Genomic DNA, 23,032 nt, shown 5'->3' with positions numbered 1-23,032 from the left:
ACGTTCATTGCGGCGGCAGCGCCGAGCCTCAGATCAGCGGGAAGGCCTTGACCACATGCCGCAGCAGGCGGTCGGCCACCGGTGACAGCGGCCTGCCGGCCCGGGTAATGACGTGGATCCGGCTGTTGTTGAGGATCGGACTGGCCAGCGGCAGCGACACCAGCTGCTTGAACTGCGGCCCCTTCAGCGGCACCGAACGCGGCGTCAGGATGTAGCCGAGCCCCATCGCCGCGAATTCCCACAGCACCTTGAACGAGTTGGTCACCAGCATCGGCTTGAGCGTGATGTGTTCCTCCAGCTCGGCCGCCTGCACGTGCTTGCGCACGCCGAACGATTCGGCCAGCGCGGCGCCCTGGTGGGGCGCGAGGTCGGCCAGCGTCAGCGCGCGGCGCCGGCGCGCGAGCGGATGGTCCTTGCGGACATGCGCGCGGATCGGCGACACCCGTGAATAGTGCGAGCGCAGCCGGACATCGTTGGGCGGCTGGAAGGCAAAGCCGATATGCGCCAGGTCTTCGAGGATATGCCGCACCGTTTCGTCGGTGCCGGCCACCTGGATGCTGTAGGTCACGTCGGGGTGCGTGCGCAGGAAGCCCTGCAGCACCGGCTCGAGCACCAGGTCGACGAAGCCCTCGCCGAAGACCAGCTCCACGTGCCCGCGCTGCGCGTTCTTCAGATTGTTGATCTCGGCCAGAAAGGTATCGCTCAGGTCCTGCTGGCGCCGGGCGAACAGCGCCAGCAGCCGCCCGGCATCGGTCGCCACGACGCCGCGCCCTCGCCGCTCCAGCAGCGTCACGCCGAGATCCTGCTCCAGCTTGGCCACGGCCCGGCTCACCACCGAGGGATCGAGCTCCAGCACCTCGGCGGCGCCGCGCACCGTGCCGGTTTCGATGATCTGCAGCAAACACAGCGCCCGCTTGCGGTCCAGCACATGGTCCATGACGTCTCTCCCCTTGTCGACGCGGCGGGCCGTCCGAAGCACCGGCGCGAGTTTTTTAATGTTGCTATTTATACAACGATTTACGCCCATCATTGTCATGGATGCGGGACGGTCCATGGAAGCAGAATGGTGCGCATCATTCGCTCGCTGACCGCCATGCATACTTCCCACCTTGCCGACCTGCGGCAGTCCATCGCCACGCTGTCGGCCGAATTCGTCGAGATCCGCCGGCGCATCCACGCCCATCCCGAGCTGGCGTTCGAGGAACGCCAGACCAGCGAGCTGGTCGCGCAACGGCTCGCGGCCTGGGGCTACGAGGTGCATCGGGGGCTGGGCACCACCGGCGTGGTCGGGAAACTGACCAAGGGGCGCGGGCAGAAGACGCTCGGCATCCGCGCGGACATGGACGCGCTGCCGATCCAGGAAAAGACCGGCCTGCCCTATGCCAGCACGGTCGCAGGCAAGATGCACGCCTGCGGCCATGACGGCCACACCGCCATCCTGCTGTGCGCGGCCCGGTATCTGGCCGAGTCGGTGGATTTCAACGGCACGCTGAACCTGATCTTCCAGCCCGCCGAGGAGAACGAAGGCGGCGCGCTGCGCATGGTCGAGGAAGGACTGTTCGACCGGTTTCCCTGCGACGAAATCTATGCACTGCACAACTCGCCCGGCCTGCCGGTCGGGCAGATCGGTCTCATCACCGGGCCGGCCATGGCCTCATTCGACCGCGCCACCGTCACGCTGCGCGGCCGCGGTGCGCACGGGGCCATGCCGCATCACGGCATCGACCCGATGCAATGCGCCGCCAGCATCGTGCTCGGGCTGCAATCGATCGTCGGCCGGGAAATCGATGCGCTGAAGTCGGCCGTCATCACCGTCGGCTCCATCCAGGCCGGCAGCACGTACAACGTCGTGCCGGAAACCGCGACGATCAAGATCGGCGTACGCACGCTCGACCCGAAGGTGCGCGACCTCGTCGAGGAACGCATCCGCGGCTTCGTGGCGGCGCAGGCCGAGAGCTTCCGGCTGCAAAGCGAGGTGGTCTACGAGCGCAAGTATCCGGTGCTGGTCAACCATGCCGCGCAGACCGAATTTGCGCGGCAGGCCGCGATCCGGCTGCTGGGCGCCGACAACGTGGTCGAGCGGCCGCCGGTGATGGGCAGCGAGGATTTCGCCTACATGCTGGAGCACCGGCCCGGCGCCTATGTCCGGCTCGGCAACGGCCTGGGCGAGGACGGCGGCTGCATGGTCCACAACCCGCTGTACGACTTCAACGACAAGGCTCTGCCGGTGGGCGCCGCGTTCTGGGCGCACCTGGCACAAAGCTATCTGGTTTGACAACCGATCCCCGGGGACATCGATGCCATCTCTGAATCGCCGCCGTTTCCTGCAATATGCCGGCTCTGTCGCCGGGACCTCGCTGCTCGGCGCGCTGCCCGCGCGCGCGGACGGCTTTCCCGTCAAGCCGCTGGCCCTGGTGGTGCCCTACCCGGCCGGCGGTGCCAGCGACACGTCCGCCCGCATCTTCGGGGAATCGATCGCCAAGACGGTCAAGCAGCAGGTCGTCGTCGAAAACTACGGCGGCGGCACCGGCCTGATCGGCGCCAACAAGGTGCTGAGCGCGCCCGCCGACGGCTACACCTTCTTCCACGGCTCGATCAACGAGGTCTTTCTGGCGCCGATGCTCAATCCGGCCGCACGCTACAAGCCGCAGGACTTCATGCTGGCCGCGCCGATCAGCGACGCCACCATCGTGCTGATGGTGCGCAGCGGGCTGTCGGCGGAGACCTTCGACCGGTTTCTCGAACAGGCCAGACAGGGCAAGGACAAGCCGCTGACCTATGCCACGGTCGGCATCGATTCGATCTACCACCTGATGGGCGACGCGCTGGCAGCCAGGCTGGGCACCACCTTCCTGCATGTGCCATACAAGGGCGGTGCGCCGGCGCTGCAGGGCCTCGCGGGCGGCGAGGTGGACTTCGCCATCCTGCCCTACCAGTCGAGCTTCGACGCCATGCAGCAGCAGGGGCGGCTGCGCATCCTGACCAGCTTCTCGAAGGCCCTGCCCCCGGCGCTCAAGCACATTCCCTTGATCTCGCAGAGCCGCCCGGTGCCCGACTTCGAGTACACGATCAGCGGCGGGTATTTCGTCAAGGCCGGCACGCCCGAGAACCGGGTGGCGGTACTGCGCAAGGCGATCGGCGAAGCGCTCGCCAAGCCCGACATCCGCGCCCGGCTCGAGGCCGAGGGCCGCACCGTCGCGCAGCCGATCGACACCCAGGCCCACGCCAATCAGGTCTTCGACCGCTACATGACGCGGGTCACGCAGCTGGTTCGCAGCGTGGGGCGCAAGACCAACGGCGGCTAAGGCACGGCGAGCGCTGCCCCCAACGGTATTCGTGCAGTGCCGCAGCCGTGCCGGCGCCGACGCGGTGATTGCCTTTGCCGCGTCTCGCTGCGTCTCGCTGCGTCTCGCTGCGTCTCGCTGCGTCTCGCTACGTCTCGCTGCGTCTCGCTGCGTCTTGCCGCGTTTGGACCCGCATGTCTGCATTGTTCTTCGTGGCGACCCGCATTGACATTTCGGATCCATGCGCGCCGCTTTTCGGGGCGCGCATCGCTTGCGTTGCACGGTCTGCCACCTGTTGGCCCGTTCCTTGCATTTTGCTAAAAAACGTCATAGCTTTCGTCATGCTTGTCGACCGAACAGTCCTTGTTCGCCGATGGCACGAGGGGTCGAGAATCAGCCTGACAAAGCGCGGACAACGAACTCGCGCAGCGGGCTGATTCGATAAATCGAACTGGGAGGAATCGATTTGTTCGGCGGCGTCGGCATGTTGCGCGGCGCCGCCTCGGTGTTTCGTCGGCGGCCATCCGATCGGCTTGCCGAACCCGAATACGACCGGCTCTTGGGCGCCCCCTCGATGATCCATTTGCCCCCACGTGTGCAAAGCCTGACGATCCGCATGAGAACGGTCGCGCTGTCCGCGGCCTTCATGCTGGTGGTCTTCGTGTTGGTGACCTGGGCGGTCTCGTACCAGATGGTCAGCCATTCGCGGCAGGATCGTCAGCAGGTGCAGGCCGTCTACGTGGCCAGCAAGGAAAAGGAGCTGCGTCACTACGTCGAGCTCGGACATGCCACGCTGGTGCGCATCGCCCACGGCAGCGGCGAGGAGGCGGACCTGCAGCAGCAGGCGCTCGCCGCCCTGTCGCGCATGCACTTCGGCAATGACGGCTACTTCTTCGTCTACGACCGCCTCGGCAATGTGCTGCTGAACCCGGGCAGCATGGGAATCCAGGGCGTCGATTTCTGCGATCCGGCCGATGCCGGCAGCGACCAGGCCATGTTGCTGATCAACAAGGCCCGTTCCGGCGGCGGTATTGTTCGATACAACTGGATCAAGCCCTCTTCCCGTACCGAAGCGCCCAAGATGTCCTATGTGCGGGCCGCCGACCAATGGGGCTGGATTCTGGGCGCCGGTCTCTACATGGACGACATCGAGCGGGAGCTGGCGGCCTTCGATGCCAATGCCGCCCGCACGCTGCGCGAGACGCAGATCCGGATCAGCGCCTTCGCGCTCGGATCGATCATGCTGATCAGCCTGGGCGGCCTCGCCTTGAACCTGCACAACTCCCGCATATCGGGCGAGAAGCTGCGCCGGCTGGCGCGGCGCGTGGTCAGCTCGCAGGAAGAGGAGCGTGCCCGCGTCGCGCGCGAGCTGCATGACGGCGTGGTGCAGGTGCTGGTGTCGTCCAAGTACCTGCTGGAAACGGCGCAGGTCCATCTGGAACAGGAACAGGAAAAAGGACCCGTACAGGGCCGGAACGACGCCCCGCCGCCGGCGCGGCGCCACGCCCCGCATGAACTGCTGGCGCAGGGGCTGGGCCGCCTGCAGGAGGCGCTGATCGAGATCCGCCGCGTCTCGCATGGGCTGCATCCGGCCCTGCTGAGCGACCTGGGCCTGGCCGCCGCGCTGCGCATGCTGGTCGAACAGTTGCGGCCGCAGTGCCCCGTCGATCTGCGCTTCACCGAGCAGGGCGCGATACCGGCGCTGTCCGAGGCGCAGGCCACGGCGCTGTTCCGCGTCGCGCAGGAAGCGCTGAACAACGCCCTCTCCCACGCCCATGCCGGCTGGGTCCAGATCGCGCTGACCGGCACCGACCGCCATCTCGTGCTGACGATCGAGGACAACGGCCGCGGCTTCGATCTGAAGAAGGTGCGGGCCGACCGCAAGGGCGGCATCGGCCTGCGCAATATGCGCGAACGCATCGAAAGCCTGGAGGGCAGCGACTTCGCCATCCATACCGGAGCGGACGGCACCCGCGTCGAGGTACGGCTGGCGCTGCGCGCGCCCGAGCCCGACTCCGACAGCCGCGCTGACTTCCGCGCCGACTTCCGCGCGGAGATCCGCGCCGACGGCCGCCCCGGCATCCAGCCCGACATTCCGGCCACCGTTCCCCTGCAAGGAGCCCTGCTGCATGACCTCGAACCTGCGAGTGCTGCTCGTCGATGACCATCCCTTCGTGCTGGACGGTGTCCGCCTGCGCCTGGAGGCCACCGGCGAAATGACGGTGGTCGGCGAGGCGTCCAATGTGGAGGACGCCGTCGTACTGGCCGAGCAGCGCCGTCCCGACCTGGTTGTCTCGGACATTCACATGCCCGATGCCAACGGCCTGCAGCTGGCGACACGGTTCGCCGAGCGGTTTCCGTCGATACGGGTGGTCGCGTTGTCGATGCACAAGGACCCGGAGTACGTGCGCCGCGCCTTCGCGCTCGGCGTCGCGGCCTATGTCCTCAAGGAAGCGCCCGCGCATGAGCTGGTGACAGCGATCCGTACGGTCGCCGCGGGCGGCACCTATCTGAATACCGAATTGCAGGCCTTCCTGCAGACCGACGAACCGCCTCCCTCCTCGCGCCGGACGCTGACGCCCAAGGAGGCCACCGTGCTGAAGCTGGTGGCCGAGGGCTACTCCAACAAGGAGATCGCCGAGCGGCTCGGCACCTCGGTACGCACCGTCGAGACGCATCGTCTGCACGTCCGCCGCAAGCTGCAGGTCGGCGGGCGCGCCGAGCTCGTCAAATACGCGGTGCATTTCTCCGATCTGCATGCGATCGGATTGGCCGACGAGGCATTAGCGGCAGACTGCTGACGATCTTTCCTGTTGCGGTGCCATCCCCTTGATGGTGCCGTTTGCACTGCGCAAGACCGCTTGCGCATCGCCCTTGTGCATGCCCGGAAAGCCCACTCTCGGTATTACTGCGTAGGGGAAAGTCGTCCTGATGCAGGAACCGTAGTTTGCGTAGACTTTTTTTGGACAGGCGCCATGCGTTCGAACACGCGGACGCGCCGATGCGCCGATCGCTGGACGAAAACGGGAGAGCACCATGGACGAGTTGAAGCAAACGCAGAGACGGGCTGTCGCGACGCAACCGCAGGTGGACGACTTGTCGACGTGGACGCCCAAGCGGCGCGAATTCCTGCGCATGCTGGCCTACGGCGCCGGCTCGCTGGCCCTGGGGCCGCTGATCGGCGCCTGCTCCGACGACGCGTCGGCGCAGGCCTCGGACCTGCGCTCGCGGCTGACGCAGGACGAAGCCTTCTGGGCGCAGGTGCAGGGCATGTTCGTGCTCAAGCCCGAGAAGGTCTACATGAACATCGGCACCGGCGGCTCGATGCCGCAGGTCGTGCTCGATACCTTCCAGCAGGAGAACTTCGCCAAGGCAGCCGACTCGGCCAGCGGCTATGGCAACCTCGCCGACCTGCGCGAGGCCGTGGCCAAGGGCTTCGGCGTCGATCGCGACGAACTGGCCTTCTCGGCCAACACCTCGTCGGGCATGTGCCATGCGATCCTGGGCATCAAATGGGAGCCGGGCGATGTCGTGGTGACCACCAACCATGAGCACGGCGGCGGGCTGACGCCGCTCAATATCGCGGTGGACCGCTACGGCATCGAGGTGTCGATGATCCCGCTGCCGACCGGCAACCGCCAGAGCGCCAGCACCTATGTCCAGTTGTTCGACGAGCGCATCCGTGCGTTGAAGGGCCAGGGCAAGCGGGTGCGCGCGATGATGTGGTCCTCGCCCACCTACAAGACCGGCACCATGCTGCCGATCGCCGATCTGATGGAGGTGGTCAAGGCCCACGGCCTGATCAGCATCGTCGACGGGGCACACCTGCCCGGCATGATGGCGTACGACTACGGCGCTCTCGGCATGGACTTCATGTCCGGCGCCGGACACAAGTGGCAGTGCGGCCCGGGCTCGACCGGCATCCTGGTCATCCGCAACAAGATGCGCGCATCGAACCCGCTGCCGCTGCCCGACTGGTTCCCGATCCATACCAGTTCCTACGCGAGGCAGCAGCCGCGCGGCTCCTATGACATCGCGGCCACGGTGACGTCCTGCGGCAGCCTGCACGTGCCGATGTTCAAGTCGCTCGCCCGCGCCTGCGAGATGTGGGACTCGATCGGCCGGAAGAAGATCGAGACCTACGACCTGACGCTGTCGGCCTATCTGAAGGAAAAGATCGTCGAGCGCTGGGGCATCGATTCGCTGTACTCGCCGAAGGACGATCCGAAGCTGGTCTCGGCGCTGACCTGCTTCAACCCGTTCCGCAACCGCGACGATGCGATGAACCAGCAGAAGGCAACGACGTTCGTCAACCGCATGCTGAGCGACTTTTCGCCGGGCTTCGTGATCCGCTCGGTCAATTTCGAAGTCATCGGCGCGCCCGCCCAGCACTACGGCATCCGCATCTCGACGCACCTGTGGCACGACGCCAACGACATCGACCGGCTGGTGGATTCGATGTGGAATCTGTCCGGCGCCATGGCGTAACCGACCCCAATCCAATTCCAACAAGAGTCAGCCCATGAAACGATCGATCGCATTGATTGCCGCCGCGGCTTGCGGGGTGGCATCGCTGTCCGCCTGCGCCCAGCATGGCGGCGCCATGCAAGGTGGTGCACTGCGTGCCGTCTCGTCGCCCGATGCGCCCAAGGCCATCGGACCCTATTCGCAGGCGGTCCGTGCCGGCAATGTGCTGTACCTGGCGGGGCAGATCCCGATCCATCCGAAGACCGGGGAGTTGATGAAGGACGCGCCGATCGAGGCGCAGACCCGGCTGGTACTCGACAACCTGAAGGCGGTGCTGGCCGCCGACGGGATGACGATGGCCAACGTGGTTTCCACCACGGTCTACCTGAAGGACCTGAACGACTTCGCCAAGATGAACGAGGTCTACGGGACCTACTTCACCGGCGTCACGCCGGCGCGCGCGACGGTGCAGGTAGCCAGGCTGCCGCGCGATGTGGCCGTGGAGATCGGGGCGATTGCAGTGAAGCCCTGAGCGGGCTGCATTGCGGTAGGGAGGCCCTTTCGGCGGGGCGGGCGGGGCGCGGCGCGAGTCGCGCCCCGCCGCGTCGTTGTTCGCCTCATTCCGGGCAGCGGATCGCTTCGATCACCAGCCTCAGCGCCCGGGAGGCATGGCGCCGGTTCGGATAGTAGGCAAACAGTCCCGGAAACTTCGGACAGAAATTGTCCATGACCCTGCGCAGACTCCCGTCGCGCAGATAGGGTTCGGCCAGGTCCTCCGTCACGAAGGCCAGGCCGCCGCCGCTGGCCGCGGCACGCACCATCTGATAGGCGGTGTTGAAGGTCAGCTGCCCGCTGACGCAAACCTGGACCGCGCGCCGCTTGTGGCGGAGTTCCCAGGCATACAAGCCGCCGCCGCTGAGCCGCAGCGTGATGCAGTTGTGCCTGAGCAGGTCTTCGAGAGAGCGTGGTTCGCCGTGCGCCGCGAAATAGTCCGGCGCGCCGACGATCATCATCTGTACATCCGGCGTCAGCCGCACCGCGATCATGTCCTTGGCGATCTGGTCGCCCCAGCGCACGCCGATATCGTATTGCTCGGCCGCGATATCGACCATCCGGTAGTCCGAATTCATTTCGACGCGCAATTCGGGATAGGCCGCCAGCAGGCTCGACAGCCGCGGCATCAGGATATTGTCGATGACATGATCGATCGCCGTGATGCGCACGGTGCCGATCGGCTTGTCGCCCAATTCCCTGACCGCGGAAATTTCGGCCTCGACCTCTTCCAGCCTGGGCGCCACGGTCTGGATCAACCGTTCACCGGCCTCGGTCGGCGATACGCTGCGCGTGGTGCGGGTCAGCAGCCGCACGCCCAGCCGCGTCTCCAGCGCGCGGATGGTATGGCTGAGCGCGGATTGCGAGACGCCGAGCCTGGCGGCCGCGCGCGTGAAGCTGCGTTCCCGGGCGACGGCCAGAAAGGCGAGAATGTCGTTGATGTTATCGCGTGCCATGCGAGCTGCGGTTGGGGTTTGCGGTTGCAATTGCCGTTGCGGTGACTGCCCGCATTCCATACGGATAGCGGGATGGCGGGATAGCGGAATATCGTCTTCGTCGTCCCCTGCAGGGGAAAACATTGATGAATACAATACATGAGTGCTTGCCGATTGGCGTAATGATCCATTCCAAATAACCGAATATCATTGCGCTGACGCGCAGCCCGGCTGCAGGCTCGCCGCCGAATAAAAAACCCACCCCCATTCCATTACTCCCCTATTGCACCATGGCACGCCTCCAATTGAACGGTCAGATCAAGGAAGTCGACGTCCCGGGCGACACCCCACTGCTGTGGGTGTTGCGCGATGAGCTGGGCATGACCGGCACCAAGTTCGGCTGCGGCATGGCACTGTGCGGCGCCTGCACGGTGCATATGGACGGCTCGCCGATTCGCGCCTGCATCACCGCGGTCTCCGCGGCGGACGGGCACGCCATCACGACGATCGAGGGCGTGGAAGCCGATCGCGTCGGCCGCGCGGTGCAGAAGGCCTGGGTAGAGAACAACGTCGCGCAGTGCGGTTACTGCCAGGCCGGGCAGATCATGTCCGCGGTCAGCCTGCTGAAGGCCACGCCGGCCCCCAGCGAGCGCCAGATCGACGAGGCGATGAGCGGCAATATCTGCCGCTGCGGCACCTATCCGCGAATCCGCGCCGCCATCAAGCAGGCGGCCGGCGCCCTGGCCAAGGGAGGCAAGTGATGCGCGACAACGACTCGATCCAGGCACCGGACCTGTCCCGCCGCGGCTTCCTGCAGGGAACGCTGCTCGGCACGCTGTCGCTGGCGGTCGGCGCCAATGGCGTCATTGGCGTCATTGGCCTGGCGCACGCGGACGACGACGCGCCGAAGAAATACGGCGCCGACTCCATGCCCGGCGGCACGGTGTCCGACCCGCTGGTGTTCGTCTCGATCGGCGCGGACGGCACGGTGACCATCGTCGCGCACCGCGCCGAGATGGGCACCGGCGTGCGAACCAGCCTGCCGATGGTCGTCGCCGACGAGATGGAGGCGAACTGGGACCGCGTCAAGGTGGTGCAGGCCGAGGCCAACGAGACCCGCTACGGCAACCAGAACGTCGACGGGTCCCGCAGCGTGCGGCACTTCCTGATGCCGATGCGGCGCGTCGGTGCGGCGGCACGGCAGATGCTGGAAGCAGCGGCCGCCGCGCGTTGGGCCGTGCCGGTCGGCGAGGTCCGCGCGCAACGGCATGAAGTGGTGCACCTGCCAACGGGCCGGCGCCTGCCTTATGGCGAGCTTGCCGCCGACGCCGCGAAGCAGCCAGTCCCTGCCGAGGGCACGCTCAAGCTGAAGACGCCAGACCAGTTCCGCTACATCGGCAAGGACCGCGTGCGGATGGTCGATCTGGAAGCGATCGGCAAGGGTCAGGCCACCTACGGCATGGACGTGCGCCTGCCGAATATGGTCTATGCCGTGGTGGCACGGCCGCCGGTGGTTGGCGGCAAGGCGCGGGCCGTCCGCGCCGAGAAGGCGCTGGCCGTACCGGGCGTGCTGAAGGTCGTCGAAATCCCGCCGTTCAGCGGCGCGCCGGCCTTCCAGCCGCTGGGCGGCGTCGCCGTGGTGGCGCGCAATACCTGGGCCGCGATGCAGGGCCGTGCCGCGCTCGAGATCGACTGGGACGATGGGCCCAACGCCGGCTACGATTCCGCCGCGTATCGCCGCACGCTCGAGGTCGCCGCGCGCAAACCGGGCAAGGTCGTGCGCAACGAAGGCGATGCGCCGGCCGCGTGGAACAACAGCGCGGAGGCCGAGCGCTACGCCGCCGAGTACTACGTCCCCCATCTGGCCCACGCCTCGATGGAGCCTCCGGTTGCCACCGTGCGCGTCAGCGGCAAGTCCGCCGAGGTATGGACGTCGATCCAGAATCCGGTTGCCGCGCAGACCGCCGTGGCCAAGCGGCTCAAGCTCGAGCCCAAGGACGTGCGCGTCAACGTGCTGCTGCTGGGCGGCGGCTTCGGCCGCAAGTCCAAGCCGGACTTCGTCGACGAGGCCGCGATCGTCGCGCAGGCCATGCCGCGTACGCCGGTCAAGCTGGTATGGACGCGCGAGGACGACATCCATCACGACTACCTGCACACGGTGTCGGTGGAGCGGATCGAAGCCGTGGTCGGCAAGGACGGCAGGCCGCAGACCTGGCTGCACCGCAGCGCGGCGCCGACCATCGGCTCGCTGTTTACGCAGGGCGCCAAGGGCCAGCAGCTGTTCGAGTCGGGCATGTCGGCCATCAACATGCCGTACCGGATTCCGAACGTCCGGGTCGAGACCGCCGAGGTCGAAGCCCACGCCCGCATCGGCTGGTTCCGCTCGGTCGCCAATATCCCGCATGCCTTTGCCGCGCAGTGCTTCATTGCCGAACTGGCGCATCGCGCCGGCAAGGACCACAAGCAGTTCGCGCTGGACCTGATCGGCCCGGCACGCAAGATCGATCCGCGCACCATGGCGGACACCTGGAACTACACCGAGTCGCCGGAGCGCTATCCCTACGACACCGGCCGGCTGCGCGACGTGATCGAGGCCGCCGCCCGCGGCGCGCGCTGGGGCCGCAAGCTGCCGCGCGGGCATGGCCTGGGCCTGGCCTTCTGCTACAGCTTCATGAGCTACACGGCCACGGTGGTCGAGGTCGCCGTGAACGACAAGGGCGAGGTGCAGGTCGTCGCCGTCGACATGGCGATGGACTGCGGGCCGCAGATCAACCCGGAGCGCATCCGCGCGCAGATGGAAGGCGGCGCCATCATGGGCCTGAGCCTGGCGCTGACCAGCGAGATCAGCTTCGAGAAAGGACGCGTGAAGCAGAGCAATTTCCACGACTACGAGGTGCTGCGCCACCACGCCTCGCCGCGCGTGATCCGCACCCACCTGGTCAACGGCAGCCACGACACGCCGCCCGGCGGCGTCGGGGAGCCCCCGGTGCCGCCCGTGGCGCCCGCGCTGTGCAACGCGATCTTCGCGGCCACCGGTAAACGCATCCGCAGCCTGCCGGTCCGCACGGTCGCGTAAGCGCCGCGCTTTCCGCCCCGATCGCCGTCCCGATCGCCCCCCGCGCAGGTCACGCTGACCTGCGCGGGGCCCCCTTTTACTCCGACGTGCCCTCCGACGTGCCCGCCATTGCGCTGAACGGCCGCAAGGGCTCGTCACGCCTTCGTGGATTGATATTCAGACGTCGATGCGCTTCGATACCGTGACAAATTCCGCAGCCCTGCCCCTTGCCTCATCGCGCCGCGAGCGCTGGAGCGCCATCGGCACGATGACCATGTGCGTGGCCATGCTGATCGCCTCCGAGTTCATGCCGATCAGCCTGCTGACGCCGATCGCCGCCGACCTGCATGCCACCGAAGGGATGGCGGGACAAGCCATCTCGATTTCCGGCCTGTTCGCCGTCATCGCCAGCCTGTTCATCGCCACGGTCGCCGGCCGCTTCGACCGCCGCCGCGTGCTGATGGCGCTGACCGGCGTCATGCTGGCCTCGCTGGTGCTGATCGCAATCGCGCCGAACTTCGCGGTGCTGATGGTGGCGCGCGGGCTGCTGGGCATCACCATCGGCGGCTTCTGGGCCCTGGCGACCGCGACCATCATGCGGCTGGTGCCAGCCGCCGACGTACCCAAGGCGCTCGGCATCATGTACACCGGCAATGGGATGGCCACGGCGTTTGCCGCACCGATCGGCAGCTACCTGGGCGGCATCATCGGCTGGCGCGGCGTGTTCTGGGTACTGGTGCCGTTCGTGCTCGCCAATCTGCTCTGGCAATGGTTCAGCCTGCCGTCGATGCCGCCGCGGGCCACCAATCCGGTCGGCAAGGTCTTCCGACTGCTCGGGCGCCCGCATGTCGCCATCGCGATGGTCGCCGTGATGCTGACGTTCGGCGGGGCCTTCGCGGCCTTCACCTACTTCCGGCCGTTCCTGGAGCGCTACACGCAGGTCACCGTGCCAGAGCTGTCGCTGCTGTTGCTGGGGCTCGGCGTCGCGGGCTTTATCGGGACGTACTACGCCTCGGCGTGGGTGGGCCGCTCGCTGTATCGGCTGCTGATGGGGCTGCCCTTGGCGCTGGCGGCCGCGACCGTCGCCATGCTGGCGTTCGGGCACAGCTTCTGGGCGGTTGCTGTCGCGATGGTGGCATGGGGCGCGCTGAACGCCGCGATCCCGGTCTGCTGGTCGACCTGGCTGTCCCGCGGCATCGAGGACGAGCCCGAGAGCGGCGGCGGCCTGATGGTGGCGGCGATCCAGCTGGCGATCATGCTGGGCGCCGCGTTCGGCGGCATGCTGCTGGACCGCATCTCCATCGCTGCGACCTTGATCGGCGGCGCGGTGCTGCTGGTGTTGGCGGCGCTGACGGTGGGCAGCGGCCGGCGGCTGATGGGGCGCGGCTGAGCGGCCTGCTTCGCCGCCACCTCGCCGGCCACATGGACACCACCTCGCCACTACTTCGCCGCCACCTTCACCAATATCCGCTCCTGCCCCCTGCGGACAGCGAGTGCGGCGCGCCGCCGTGTACCCGGTCGCGCCGCCCGGCATCAGGCCTGGGCCCGGGCGCCGTCGAGGTAGGGATTGAAGCCGCGCGCGCCTTCGCTGAAGGCATCGAAGCCGCGGGCGCCGTCCGTGTACGCATCGGCGGCCCGACCGGGCGTGGCCGAGACGCCCACGCGATCCAGGCCGGCAACCTTGCGCGCGCCGTCGACATAGGGGTCGGCCTTGCGGGCGCCCTGCGTGTACGGGTCGAAGCCGCGGGCGCCATCGCTATGCACGTCGAAGGTGCGGGCACCATCGGTGAACGTCTGCGGCGTGCGGAACTCGTAGCCGTACTTGTCCGCGGGGACCGTCGCGGCCTGCGCGATCCCGGCACCGGCGAGCGACAGCAGCAGAGCGGAGGCGATCTTCAGGGTCGCGTTCTTGGGCATGGCTTTCTCCTTTATTAGTCAGCAGATTTGAATCGATCCGGACGCTGCCGCGCTTGGGTTTGTTGCGCCGTCGCGTTGTCCATGTGCCGAACTATAGAGGTCCGCCGAGCCTGAAGAAGTACGTTGGTTTGGTCTTTTTATTCAAATATTTTGATATTTCGTTGGTGGCGCTATTCGGGACCTTGGAGGATACGGAGATCATCGATGTACCGAGCGGGCGCGCTGGCCGGGCGGAGAAGACGAGCCAATCCCCGTCAGGTTGACACCGCCATGGCGCGTACCAATACTGCCGCTTGGCAGTCGCTTTGGTTCGCATCACGCCTGCGCCCACGTCGTCCTCGCCCACAACGCCCGGAGGAAGCCATGCCACAAGCGCGCCCCCTTCTGCTCGCCGCCCTGCTGACGTTGCTCGGTGCATGCGCCACCGCGCCTACAGGCCCGACCGCCCCCACCGCGACGTCCGCCTCCACACCGGCCCTCCTGCCGTCCGCCGCGGGCCAGACTGCCGCAGGCAAAACCGAGGTCCTGTGGCTGGGCCAGGCCGCCACGCGCATCACGACGCCCGGCGGCAAGGTCATCGTGATCGATCCCTGGCTGACGGGGAACCCCAAGACGCCCGCCCCATTCAAGCAGCTGCAGACGCTCGGCAAGGTCGATCTGATCCTGGTCACGCATGCCCATGGCGACCACCTGGGCGATGCGCCGGCGCTGGCGAAGATGCATAACGCACCGATCTACAACGGTGGCGGCATGGGGCAGACGCTCGTCAGCCTCGGCATGGTGCCGGCCAACCTGTCGCAGCGCTTCGGCAAGAGCGGTACGGTCACGCCCTTCGGTGCCAACGGTCCGAAGATCACCGCCGTGCATGCCGAGCACTCTTCCGAGCTGGTCTGGAAGAACCCGAGCTCGGGCAAGGACGAGGTCCACTACGGCGGCGAGCCGGTGGGCTACATCATCGAGATGGAGAACGGCTTTCGCATCTGGCACATGGGCGATACCGGCCTGTTCGCCGACATGCGGCTGGTGGCGGAGCTCTACAAACCGGACCTGGTGCTGATCCCCATTGGCGGGCATTTCACCATGGGGCCGCGCGAGGCGGCGATCGCCGTGCGCGAGATGATCCGCCCCCGGTATGCGATCCCGATCCACTATCTGACCAGCCCCATGCTGCGCGGCACGCCGGCGGAGTTCACCGCGGCGCTGGGCGCCACGGATGCGACCCGCGTCATCGTGCCGGAGCCCGGGCAGAAAGTGGATTTCTGAATCTCCGCCGACGCGGCCGAGGCTGAAGGAAGGGCATCGCCCTGCGGCCAGTCTCGGCCCTACGCGTTCTCGCGCCTCATTTGCGCGGTTCAGGCGCGAAATACGTCATCCAGGCACGCCGCCTCCAATGCCCGGTCCTGCCAGGCGTCCAGCTGATCCGTTTAGGACGCGCGGCGAAGCCCTGCATGCGCCGGGCGCTTCGGGCGATTGCGGCTGCCCGTTCCCTACCTCCTTCAGCGCCCGCGATGGCCCTCCCTTAGACCCATCCATCTCCCTCCTACCGCCGTTAGTGGTAACCTCCGCTATTTTTAAAACGCATATCTGGTCTCTGAAAATATGACTTCGCCCGCTCCACTCCCGCCCTCTAGACTTGCTCCAGCCCAGCGGGACCGGCGCCATCCGGCCGCGACAAGCCAGCAACACGACTGGTTCGGGACATCCCAAACAAGGAGACAGACGATGAAGAAGGCGTTGCTCGCCCTTCTGGCGGCCTGCGGCATGGCCGCCGTCGCCCCGGTGCAGGCCGACACGGCCTGGCCTGCCAAGCCGATCCGACTGGTGATTCCGTTCCCTCCGGGCGGCGGCACCGATATCCTCTCCCGCCTCGTCGCCAATCAGCTGACCCAGAGCGCCAAATGGACCGTGGTGCCGGACAATCGCCCGGGCGCCGGCGGCACCATCGGCATTGCCGAGGTCGTGCGCGCGGCGCCGAGCGGCTACGAGCTGGTGATGGGCCAGAAGGACAACCTCGTCGTGGCCCCGTGGCTGTACAAGACGGTCAAGTACGACCCGAGCAAGGACCTGGTCGCGGTGACGCATGTCGCCTACACACCGATCATGATCGTCGCGCCGGCCAATTCGCCGTTCAAGAACATCGCCGACGTGGTGGCCGCCGCCAAGCGCGCGCCCGGCTCGATCAAGTACGGCTCGCCCGGCAATGGCACGACCATTCATCTGGCCGCGGAGATCTTCAGCCAGGCCGCGGGCATCAAGCTGCTGCACGTGCCGTACAAGGGCTCGAACGCCGCGATGATGGACGCCATCGCCGGCAACGTGGACCTGATGGTGGCCTCGGTGCCGTCGGCCATGGCGCAGATCAAGGCGGGCAAGCTGCGCGCGCTGGCCGTGACCTCGGCCACGCGCAGCACCTCGCTGCCGGATGTGCCCACGCTGGCCGAAAGCGGCTACAAGCAGGTCGACGTCAGCACGTGGTACGGCATCTTCGCGCCGGCGAAAACGCCGCGCGAGGTGGTCGACAAGCTGGCTGCCGAAGTGAACAAGCAGCTCGCCACGCCGGCGATGATCCAGGCGATTCACGAGCAGGGCGCCGAGCCGAAGCTGATGTCGCAGAAGCAGTTCGCCGATCTGGTCCAGTCCGACTACAAGAAGTGGAAGACCATCGTGCAGGAGTCCGGCGCAACGGTGGAATAAGCCGCAGCGCAGCTTCGCCGGGCGTCTCGCCGACGCCTGCATGATCCCGGTGCCGCCGCCCCGCCGGCGGCACCGGCGCCCCATCTCCCCCCTCCCCCTTCCCCGCTCCCCCTTCCCCGTTCTCCGTTCTCCGTTCTCCGTTCCCCGTTCTCCGCCTCCCCTCCCCGCTCCGCGCCTCCCCGCACCCGCGCCTTCCCTGCACTGCCGCCGTTCCCCGCACTGCCACCTTCCCCGCACCGCCGCTCTCGCCCGCCATCCCGAGGCAAAAATCACTGACTTTGCCGGCCCCGCCGGCATCCCCCGCCCGCTCACCTATATTCCAGTGAATCGGTACACGCGAAACCGAGACGCCGCGTACCGCCCGCTCCACCGCGGTACGAGAGTGCGGTCCGGGACGCAAGGCAAGGAGGCAAACCATGGCCACGCCCAACTGGAACATCGAGGGTCAGTATTACGAGACCTGCAACTGCGACTTCATCTGCCCGTGCCTGCCCGGACAGCTGGCCGCGCCGCCCACCAAGGGGCACTGCATCTTCGCCATGGGCTTCCAGATCGAGCAGGGCCGATATGGCGAGGTGTCGCTCGATGGGCTCGGCTTTATCGTGCTGGGGTCGACGCCGGAGGAAATGGGCAAGGGCAACTGGTCCGTCGGCGTGATCGTCGACGAACGCGCCGATGCCTCACAGCGTGATGCGATCACCGCGATTGCCAGCGGCGCCGCGGGCGGGCCGATGGCGGCGCTCTCCCCGCTGGTCGGCTCGTTCGCCGGGGTGGAATCGGCGCAGATCCGCTTCGACCGCAACAGCCGCAGTTGGTCGGTCACCGCGCCGAACCTGGTCGACATGGCGGCCGAAGGCGTGATGGGCATCAATCCGAATGCGACCGAGCCGATCCATCTGGATAACACCGGTCACCCGGCCGCAGACCGCGTCGCGCTGGCGCGCCCCGCACGCAGCCACGTCCATGCGCTGGGCATGGTCTGGGACGATGACAGCGGCCGCAACAATGGCCAATATGCGCCATTCTCCTGGCAGGGAGCCTGAGCCCGCCGGCGCGGTGCCGCTACCGGCCGGCGTTCGGGACAACGATCGGGACAACGATCGGGACGGCGGTAGAGACGGCGGTCGGGACGCCGCCCGGTACGGCGCATTGCAGCGGCGCGACCGGCTGTTCGGCTGGGCCTGCATGCTCGCCATAGCGGCGCTTGCGTGGGGCTATCTGATCCATCTGGACCGGTCGATGCCCCCCACTGCGGATCACGACGCCATGATGGCCGGCATGGGCATGGGCAAGGACATGCCGATGCCCTGGACGGCCGCGGACCTGCTCTACACCTTCGCAATGTGGGTCGTCATGATGATCGGCATGATGGCGCCGGCCGCCGCGCCGGTGGTGCTGATCTACGCCGGACTGCAACGCCGGCGGGAGAACCGCAGGCTGCCGGCGACGGTGGTCTGCTTCGGGCTTGGCTATCTGGCCGTCTGGACCGCTTTCAGCGCGGCCATGACGCTCGTGCAATGGGCCCTGCACGAGGCCCTGCTGCTGTCGCCCGCGATGGCGATGTCGAGCCGCGTGGCCGCGGGCGCGATCCTTTGCGTGGCGGGCCTCTATCAGCTGACGCCGTGGAAGCGGGTCTGCCTGACCCACTGCCGCAGCCCGCTCGGCTTCCTGATGACGAACTGGCGCGACGGCAAGCGTGGTGCGCTGACGATGGGCATGCGGCATGGCGCGTTCTGCCTGGGCTGCTGCTGGGCGCTGATGGGCGTACTGTTCGTGACCGGCGTGATGGCGCTGGCCTGGGTCGCCGCGCTGGCCCTGCTCGTGCTGCTGGAGAAAGTGGGGCCCGGGGGCTTGCAGGTGGCGCGCCTGTCCGGAATCGTGCTGATCGCAGCAGGGGCGCTGCTGATCTGGCTTGGCGCGGCGCCGATGGCGGCCTGATCCTGGGGCCTGTCGCGGCTGTGTCAGCTGTCGCCATTGGGGGCCGCTGGGGCCGCTGTTGCAGCTGTGGCGGCCGTCGAGGCTGTGGAGGGCGTTCGCCCCCGGTACACTGCGGTATTCCCCCTCGGAGACCGCATCCATGCCCTCGCTGCGCACGCTCTATCCCGAAATCGAACCCTACGAGACCGGCACGCTCGATGTCGGCGATGGCCACGTCATCTACTACGAGCGTGCCGGCACGCCGGGCGCCAAGCCGGCGGTGTTCCTGCACGGCGGGCCGGGCGGCGGCATCTCGCCCGACCATCGGCGCCTGTTCGATCCGTCACGCTATGACGTATTGCTGTTCGACCAGCGCGGCTGCGGCCGCTCGACACCGCATGCCGGGCTAGAAGCCAATACGACCTGGCATCTGGTCGACGACATCGAACGGCTGCGCGCGCTGGCCGGTGTCGAACGCTGGCTGGTGTTCGGCGGCTCGTGGGGTTCGACGCTGGCGCTGGCCTATGCGCAGAAGCATCCCGAGCGGGTCAGCGAGCTGGTCTTGCGCGGCATCTACACGGTCTCTCAGGCGGAGCTCGACTGGTACTACCAATATGGCGTGTCGGAGATGTTCCCCGACAAGTGGGCACGTTTCCAGGCGCCAGTGCCCGAGGCCGAGCGCGGCAACATGATGGCGGCCTACCGCAAGCTGCTGACCGGCGAGGACAAGGCCAAACAGATCGAAGCCGCGCGCGCATGGAGCGTGTGGGAAGCCGAGACGATTACGCTGCTGCCCGATCCGGCGATCGCCGCCAGGCACGACGACGGCCATTTCGCGCTGGCGTTTGCGCGGCTGGAAAACCACTACTTCACGCACCGCTGCTGGCTGGAAGAAGGCCAGCTGCTGCGCGACGCGCACAAGCTGGCCGGCATTCCCGGCGTCATCGTGCATGGCCGCTATGACATGCCATGCCCCGCGCGCTATGCCTATGCGTTGCACCAGGCCTGGCCGCAGGCCGATTTCCATCTGATCGAGGGCGCCGGCCATGCGTGGACGGAGCCGGGCATCCTCGATCAGCTGATCGCCGCGACCGATCGCTTCGCCGACGCGCAAGCCCTCACTGCACGCGAATCTTCGCGGTCTTGACGATCTCGCTGTACTTCTTCAGGTCGTTCTGGATCTCGCTGGCGAAGGCCTCCGAAGTATTGCCCGACGGCACGATCCCCAGCGTCGCCAGCCGCTCGCGGGTATCGGGCATATTGACGACCGCATTGAGCTCGCGCGCCAGCTTGTCGACGATCTCCTTCGGCGTATTGGCAGGCGCCAGCAGCCCTACCCATGAGTCGCTGACGAAGCCGGGCACGCCCGACTCCGCCAGCGTCGGCACGTCCGGCAGCGACGGCACGCGCTTCGCGGCGGACACCGCGATCGCGTTGGCCTTGCCGTTCTTCACGTATTGCTGCGCGCCGGCCACCGCGGTAAACAGCACCGGCAGCGTGCCCCCGACCAGATCGCCCATGGCCTGTCCGCCGCCCTTGTAGGGCACGTGGACCATGTTCAGCCCGGTGCGCGCCTTCAGCAGTTCGCCGGCCAGATGCGGTGTGCTGCCGGTGCCGGCGCTGCCATAGGACAGGCCCGCCGAGGTGGTTCGCGAGTACGCCACCAGCTCGCTCAGGTTCTTCGCCGGCACCGACGGATGGGTGATCAGGATCAGCGCGGCGTCGCCGATCTTGCTGATCGGCACGAAATCCTTGACCGTATCGAACGGGACCTTGGCGAACACATGCGGGTTGATCACCATGGTGCCGTCGAAGCCGAGCAACAGCGTATAGCCATCGGGCGCCGCCTGCGCGGCCATCGCGGTGCCGATATTGCCCGACGCCCCTGGACGGTTGTCGACCACGACCTGCTGACCGAGCCGCTGGCCCAGTTTGTCGGCGATCACGCGCGCGCTGGTGTCCGAGACCCCGCCGGGAGCGAACGGCACGATCAGCCGGATCGGCCGCGCCGGATAGTCCTGGGCCAGGGCGTTGGAACCCGGCCCCGCGGCGAGCGCCAGCACGGCGGCCCCCAGCGCCTGAATCAGTTTGCGGCGTTGCATCTTGTCTCCTCCTGCTCGTTATATCGCGGGTCGTTGCGTCCGCGCTGCGCTACTCGGGGCGAATGCCGCCGCGGCGTGCCACTTCGGCCCACTTCTGCGTCTCGCTGCCGATAAACGCGCGGAACGCGTCCGGCGGGGTCAGCACGATGGCGGCGCCCTGGTCCCGCATCTGCTTGGCGACCGTGGGGTCGGCCGTGACCTCGCGCAGGTCGCGGTGGATCTGTTCGACCGTGGCCGCGGGCATGCCGGCGGGTCCGAACAGGCCATACCAGTTCAGCGACTGCACGCCCTCGAGGCCGGCTTCCTTGAACGTCATCGCGTCGGGGAAGATCGGCATGCGCTCGTCCGCGGCAACGCCGATCACGCGCAGGTTGCCGCCGTTGACGTGCGGCAAGGCGGTCAGCACGCTGGTAAAGCCCGAGGCGAGATGGCCGCCGATGATGTCGACCATGATCTGCGCCCCGCCCTTGTACGACACCGGGATCGTCTGCAGCTTGCCGACCTGGCGCAGCAGCTCGCCGGTCAGGCGGGTCTGCCCCTCCGAATAACCCACGCCGAGCGGTTGCTTGCGCGCGGCCTCCACCAGGTCGTTCAGCGTCTTGTACGGGCTCGACTTGGCGACCACCAGCACCATCGGCGACACCGCCAGCCGCGTGATCGGCGTGAAGCCCTTGGCGGTGTCATACGGCAGGCTCTTCATCAGCACCGGATTGATCGCGTGCGAGCCGACCACCATCAGCAAGGTGTGGCCATCCGGCGCCGACTTGGCGACGTGGCCGGTGCCGATCACGCCGTTGGCGCCGGGGCGGTTCTCGACCACCACCGACTGGCCCCAGCGCTCCGACAGCTTCTGCGCCACCAGCCGGCTGACGATATCGGTGCCGCCGCCTGGGGCATAGGGCACGATCAGCGTGACGGGTTTGTCGGGCCATTTGGCGGCGGCGTGGCCCCAAGGCACGGCGGCGGCCAGGCAAGCCAGGCTCATCATGGCCGCGCGCATCCAGCGATGGTTCAGCATCGGTTGTCTCCTGTTGTGTTCGTTGTGTGTTGTGCTTGTTGTGCTTGTTGTGCTTGTTGTGCTTGTTGTGCTTGTTGTGCTTGTTGTGCTTGTTGTGCTTGTTTTGCTTGTTGTGCTTGTCGGGGCTTGCTGGTGCTGTAGCGTGATTCCGGACGGCGGACTCATGTCACCGGTTCAGCCCCGTACCGGCGCCGCAGCCATGCGCTGGATCGCCCGCCCAACGGACGTCCCAGCAGCGACTCCGCATAACCGACGGCATCGAGCAGGCCCTCCAGCGCGATACCCGTGGCAAAGCCGCTCTGCTCCGCCATCAACACCAGGTCCTCCGTCGCCAGATTGCCGGCCGCGCCGGGGGCGAAGGGGCAGCCGCCGATGCCGCCGACGCTGGCGTCGAAGCGACGCACGCCTGCTTCCAGCGCGGCCCACGCATTGGCGGCACCGAGGCCGCGCGTATCGTGCAGATGAACCGCGAGCCGGTCGATCTCGAAGGTGTCGGCCAGCGCGGCAATGCGCGCCTTGACTCCGGCCGGTGCGGCGGCGCCGATGGTGTCCGCAATCACGATCTCCTGCGCACCGGCCTCGCGCATGCGCTGCGCCAGCCGGACCACGGTGGAGAGCGGCACCTCGCCCTCGAACGGACAGACAAAGGCGACTGCGACATAGGCGCGCGTGCGCAGGCCGAGCTCGCGTGCGTGGGCAAGCGTCTCTTCGCTGACCGCGGTGGCCTGCGCCAGATCCATATTGATGTTGCGCAGGTTCATGGTCTCGGTCGCGGACAGCACCACGGCGATCTCCGGCGCGCCAGCGGCATGCGCGCGCTCCAGTCCCTTGCGGTTCGGCACCAGCGTCGACAGGCGCAGATCGGGCAGCTCCCCGCGCAAGCGGGCCACCACGTCGGCCGCATCGGCCATCTGCGGTACCGCGCGGGGCGAGACGAAGCTGGTCGCCTCGACGCTGCGCACACCGGCCGCGGCAAGGCGGCGGACCAGCTCCAGTTTTCCCTCGGTCGAAATCGCCACGGCCTGGTTCTGCAGGCCATCGCGTGGCGCGACATCGGTGATGACGATCGTTTCCTGTTCCATCGTCGTCGC

The 23,032-nt window shown here is 67.4% G+C and carries 20 protein-coding genes; 14 read left to right on the top strand and 6 right to left on the bottom strand.

What is annotated here, in order from left to right; translation table 11 throughout:
• Window positions 1–28: 28 nt before the first annotated feature.
• Window positions 29–937, bottom strand: a complete 909-nt coding sequence (locus tag F1599_RS17570; protein ID WP_150083929.1) for a LysR family transcriptional regulator — start codon at window positions 935–937, stop codon at window positions 29–31.
• A gap of 156 nt (window positions 938–1,093) precedes the next feature.
• Between F1599_RS17570 and F1599_RS17565 the strand changes: the two genes are divergently transcribed.
• The 6 genes from F1599_RS17565 (at window position 1,094) to F1599_RS17540 (ending at window position 8,283) form a co-directional block, all read left to right on the top strand.
• Window positions 1,094–2,275 carry a M20 aminoacylase family protein gene (locus F1599_RS17565; RefSeq protein ID WP_150083928.1) on the top strand — a complete coding sequence of 394 codons (1,182 nt, stop codon included), beginning with the start codon at window positions 1,094–1,096 and terminating at the stop codon, window positions 2,273–2,275.
• Window positions 2,276–2,297: 22 nt separating this feature from the next.
• Complete coding sequence (locus tag F1599_RS17560; RefSeq protein ID WP_150083927.1) at window positions 2,298–3,305, top strand: tripartite tricarboxylate transporter substrate binding protein; 1,008 nt, start codon at window positions 2,298–2,300, stop codon at window positions 3,303–3,305.
• 595 nt (window positions 3,306–3,900) lie between these two features.
• Window positions 3,901–5,448: a cache domain-containing protein gene (locus tag F1599_RS17555; protein ID WP_223819714.1), complete on the top strand. Its 1,548-nt coding sequence runs from the start codon at window positions 3,901–3,903 to the stop codon at window positions 5,446–5,448.
• Complete coding sequence (locus F1599_RS17550) at window positions 5,414–6,085, top strand: response regulator (RefSeq protein WP_149315940.1); 672 nt, start codon at window positions 5,414–5,416, stop codon at window positions 6,083–6,085. Before F1599_RS17555 ends, F1599_RS17550 begins: the two co-directional genes overlap by 35 nt.
• Before the next feature lie 235 nt (window positions 6,086–6,320).
• Entirely contained in the window at window positions 6,321–7,772 is a 1,452-nt protein-coding gene (locus F1599_RS17545) for an aminotransferase class V-fold PLP-dependent enzyme (RefSeq protein ID WP_149315941.1), read from the top strand.
• Window positions 7,773–7,806: 34 nt separating this feature from the next.
• Entirely contained in the window at window positions 7,807–8,283 is a 477-nt protein-coding gene (locus F1599_RS17540; RefSeq protein WP_150083926.1) for a RidA family protein, read from the top strand.
• Between the two features lie 85 nt (window positions 8,284–8,368).
• On the opposite strand, the gene F1599_RS17535 is transcribed toward F1599_RS17540, so the two are convergent.
• The gene (locus tag F1599_RS17535; RefSeq protein ID WP_150083925.1) at window positions 8,369–9,259 is read right to left on the bottom strand and encodes a LysR family transcriptional regulator; all 891 of its coding nucleotides are present in this window, start codon (window positions 9,257–9,259) and stop codon (window positions 8,369–8,371) included.
• 269 nt (window positions 9,260–9,528) lie between these two features.
• Here F1599_RS17535 and F1599_RS17530 point away from each other — a divergent pair, with 269 nt between their 5' ends.
• The 3 genes from F1599_RS17530 to F1599_RS17520 all read left to right on the top strand — a co-directional run bounded on the left by F1599_RS17530 (window position 9,529) and on the right by F1599_RS17520 (window position 13,683).
• Window positions 9,529–9,999: a (2Fe-2S)-binding protein gene (locus F1599_RS17530; protein ID WP_150083924.1), complete on the top strand. Its 471-nt coding sequence runs from the start codon at window positions 9,529–9,531 to the stop codon at window positions 9,997–9,999.
• On the top strand, window positions 9,999–12,314 hold the full coding sequence (locus F1599_RS17525; protein WP_150083923.1) for a xanthine dehydrogenase family protein molybdopterin-binding subunit: 2,316 nt from the start codon (window positions 9,999–10,001) through the stop codon (window positions 12,312–12,314). Before F1599_RS17530 ends, F1599_RS17525 begins: the two co-directional genes overlap by 1 nt.
• 181 nt (window positions 12,315–12,495) lie before the next feature.
• A complete protein-coding gene (locus F1599_RS17520) occupies window positions 12,496–13,683 on the top strand; it encodes an MFS transporter (RefSeq protein WP_223819713.1) in 1,188 nt (395 codons plus the stop codon).
• Between the two features lie 143 nt (window positions 13,684–13,826).
• Here the strand turns inward: F1599_RS17520 and F1599_RS17515 are convergent, their stop codons facing one another.
• On the bottom strand, window positions 13,827–14,210 hold the full coding sequence (locus F1599_RS17515) for a hypothetical protein (RefSeq protein WP_150083921.1): 384 nt from the start codon (window positions 14,208–14,210) through the stop codon (window positions 13,827–13,829).
• 363 nt (window positions 14,211–14,573) lie between these two features.
• On the opposite strand from F1599_RS17515, the gene F1599_RS17510 reads away from it, so the two are divergent.
• The 5 genes from F1599_RS17510 to pip all read left to right on the top strand — a co-directional run bounded on the left by F1599_RS17510 (window position 14,574) and on the right by pip (window position 19,968).
• Window positions 14,574–15,473, top strand: coding sequence for a metal-dependent hydrolase (locus F1599_RS17510; protein WP_150083995.1), 900 nt, complete (start codon window positions 14,574–14,576; stop codon window positions 15,471–15,473).
• Between the two features lie 459 nt (window positions 15,474–15,932).
• Window positions 15,933–16,904, top strand: coding sequence for a Bug family tripartite tricarboxylate transporter substrate binding protein (locus F1599_RS17505; protein WP_150083920.1), 972 nt, complete (start codon window positions 15,933–15,935; stop codon window positions 16,902–16,904).
• A gap of 416 nt (window positions 16,905–17,320) precedes the next feature.
• Window positions 17,321–17,947, top strand: a complete 627-nt coding sequence (locus tag F1599_RS17500) for a DUF1326 domain-containing protein (protein WP_149315960.1) — start codon at window positions 17,321–17,323, stop codon at window positions 17,945–17,947.
• Window positions 17,948–18,143: 196 nt separating this feature from the next.
• Window positions 18,144–18,842 (top strand): DUF2182 domain-containing protein, encoded by a 699-nt coding sequence (locus tag F1599_RS17495; RefSeq protein ID WP_223819712.1) that lies wholly within the window; start codon window positions 18,144–18,146, stop codon window positions 18,840–18,842.
• Between the two features lie 139 nt (window positions 18,843–18,981).
• Window positions 18,982–19,968 (top strand): prolyl aminopeptidase, encoded by a 987-nt coding sequence (gene pip, locus F1599_RS17490; protein WP_150083919.1) that lies wholly within the window; start codon window positions 18,982–18,984, stop codon window positions 19,966–19,968.
• Here the strand turns inward: pip and F1599_RS17485 are convergent.
• The 3 genes from F1599_RS17485 to F1599_RS17475 all read right to left on the bottom strand — a co-directional run bounded on the left by F1599_RS17485 (window position 19,940) and on the right by F1599_RS17475 (window position 23,023).
• Entirely contained in the window at window positions 19,940–20,923 is a 984-nt protein-coding gene (locus tag F1599_RS17485) for a Bug family tripartite tricarboxylate transporter substrate binding protein (protein WP_223819711.1), read from the bottom strand. The genes pip and F1599_RS17485 overlap by 29 nt on opposite strands.
• A 49-nt stretch (window positions 20,924–20,972) precedes the next feature.
• Entirely contained in the window at window positions 20,973–21,941 is a 969-nt protein-coding gene (locus F1599_RS17480) for a Bug family tripartite tricarboxylate transporter substrate binding protein (protein ID WP_149315962.1), read from the bottom strand.
• A 161-nt stretch (window positions 21,942–22,102) separates the two neighbouring features.
• The gene (locus tag F1599_RS17475) at window positions 22,103–23,023 is read right to left on the bottom strand and encodes a hydroxymethylglutaryl-CoA lyase (protein ID WP_150083918.1); all 921 of its coding nucleotides are present in this window, start codon (window positions 23,021–23,023) and stop codon (window positions 22,103–22,105) included.
• Window positions 23,024–23,032 lie beyond the last annotated feature (9 nt).

The organism is Cupriavidus cauae, assembly GCF_008632125.1.
In the GTDB taxonomy this organism is placed as follows: Bacteria; Pseudomonadota; Gammaproteobacteria; order Burkholderiales; family Burkholderiaceae; genus Cupriavidus; species Cupriavidus cauae.
Note: the sequence above shows the minus strand (reverse complement) of the source record. Positions and strands in the feature narration are given on the sequence as shown.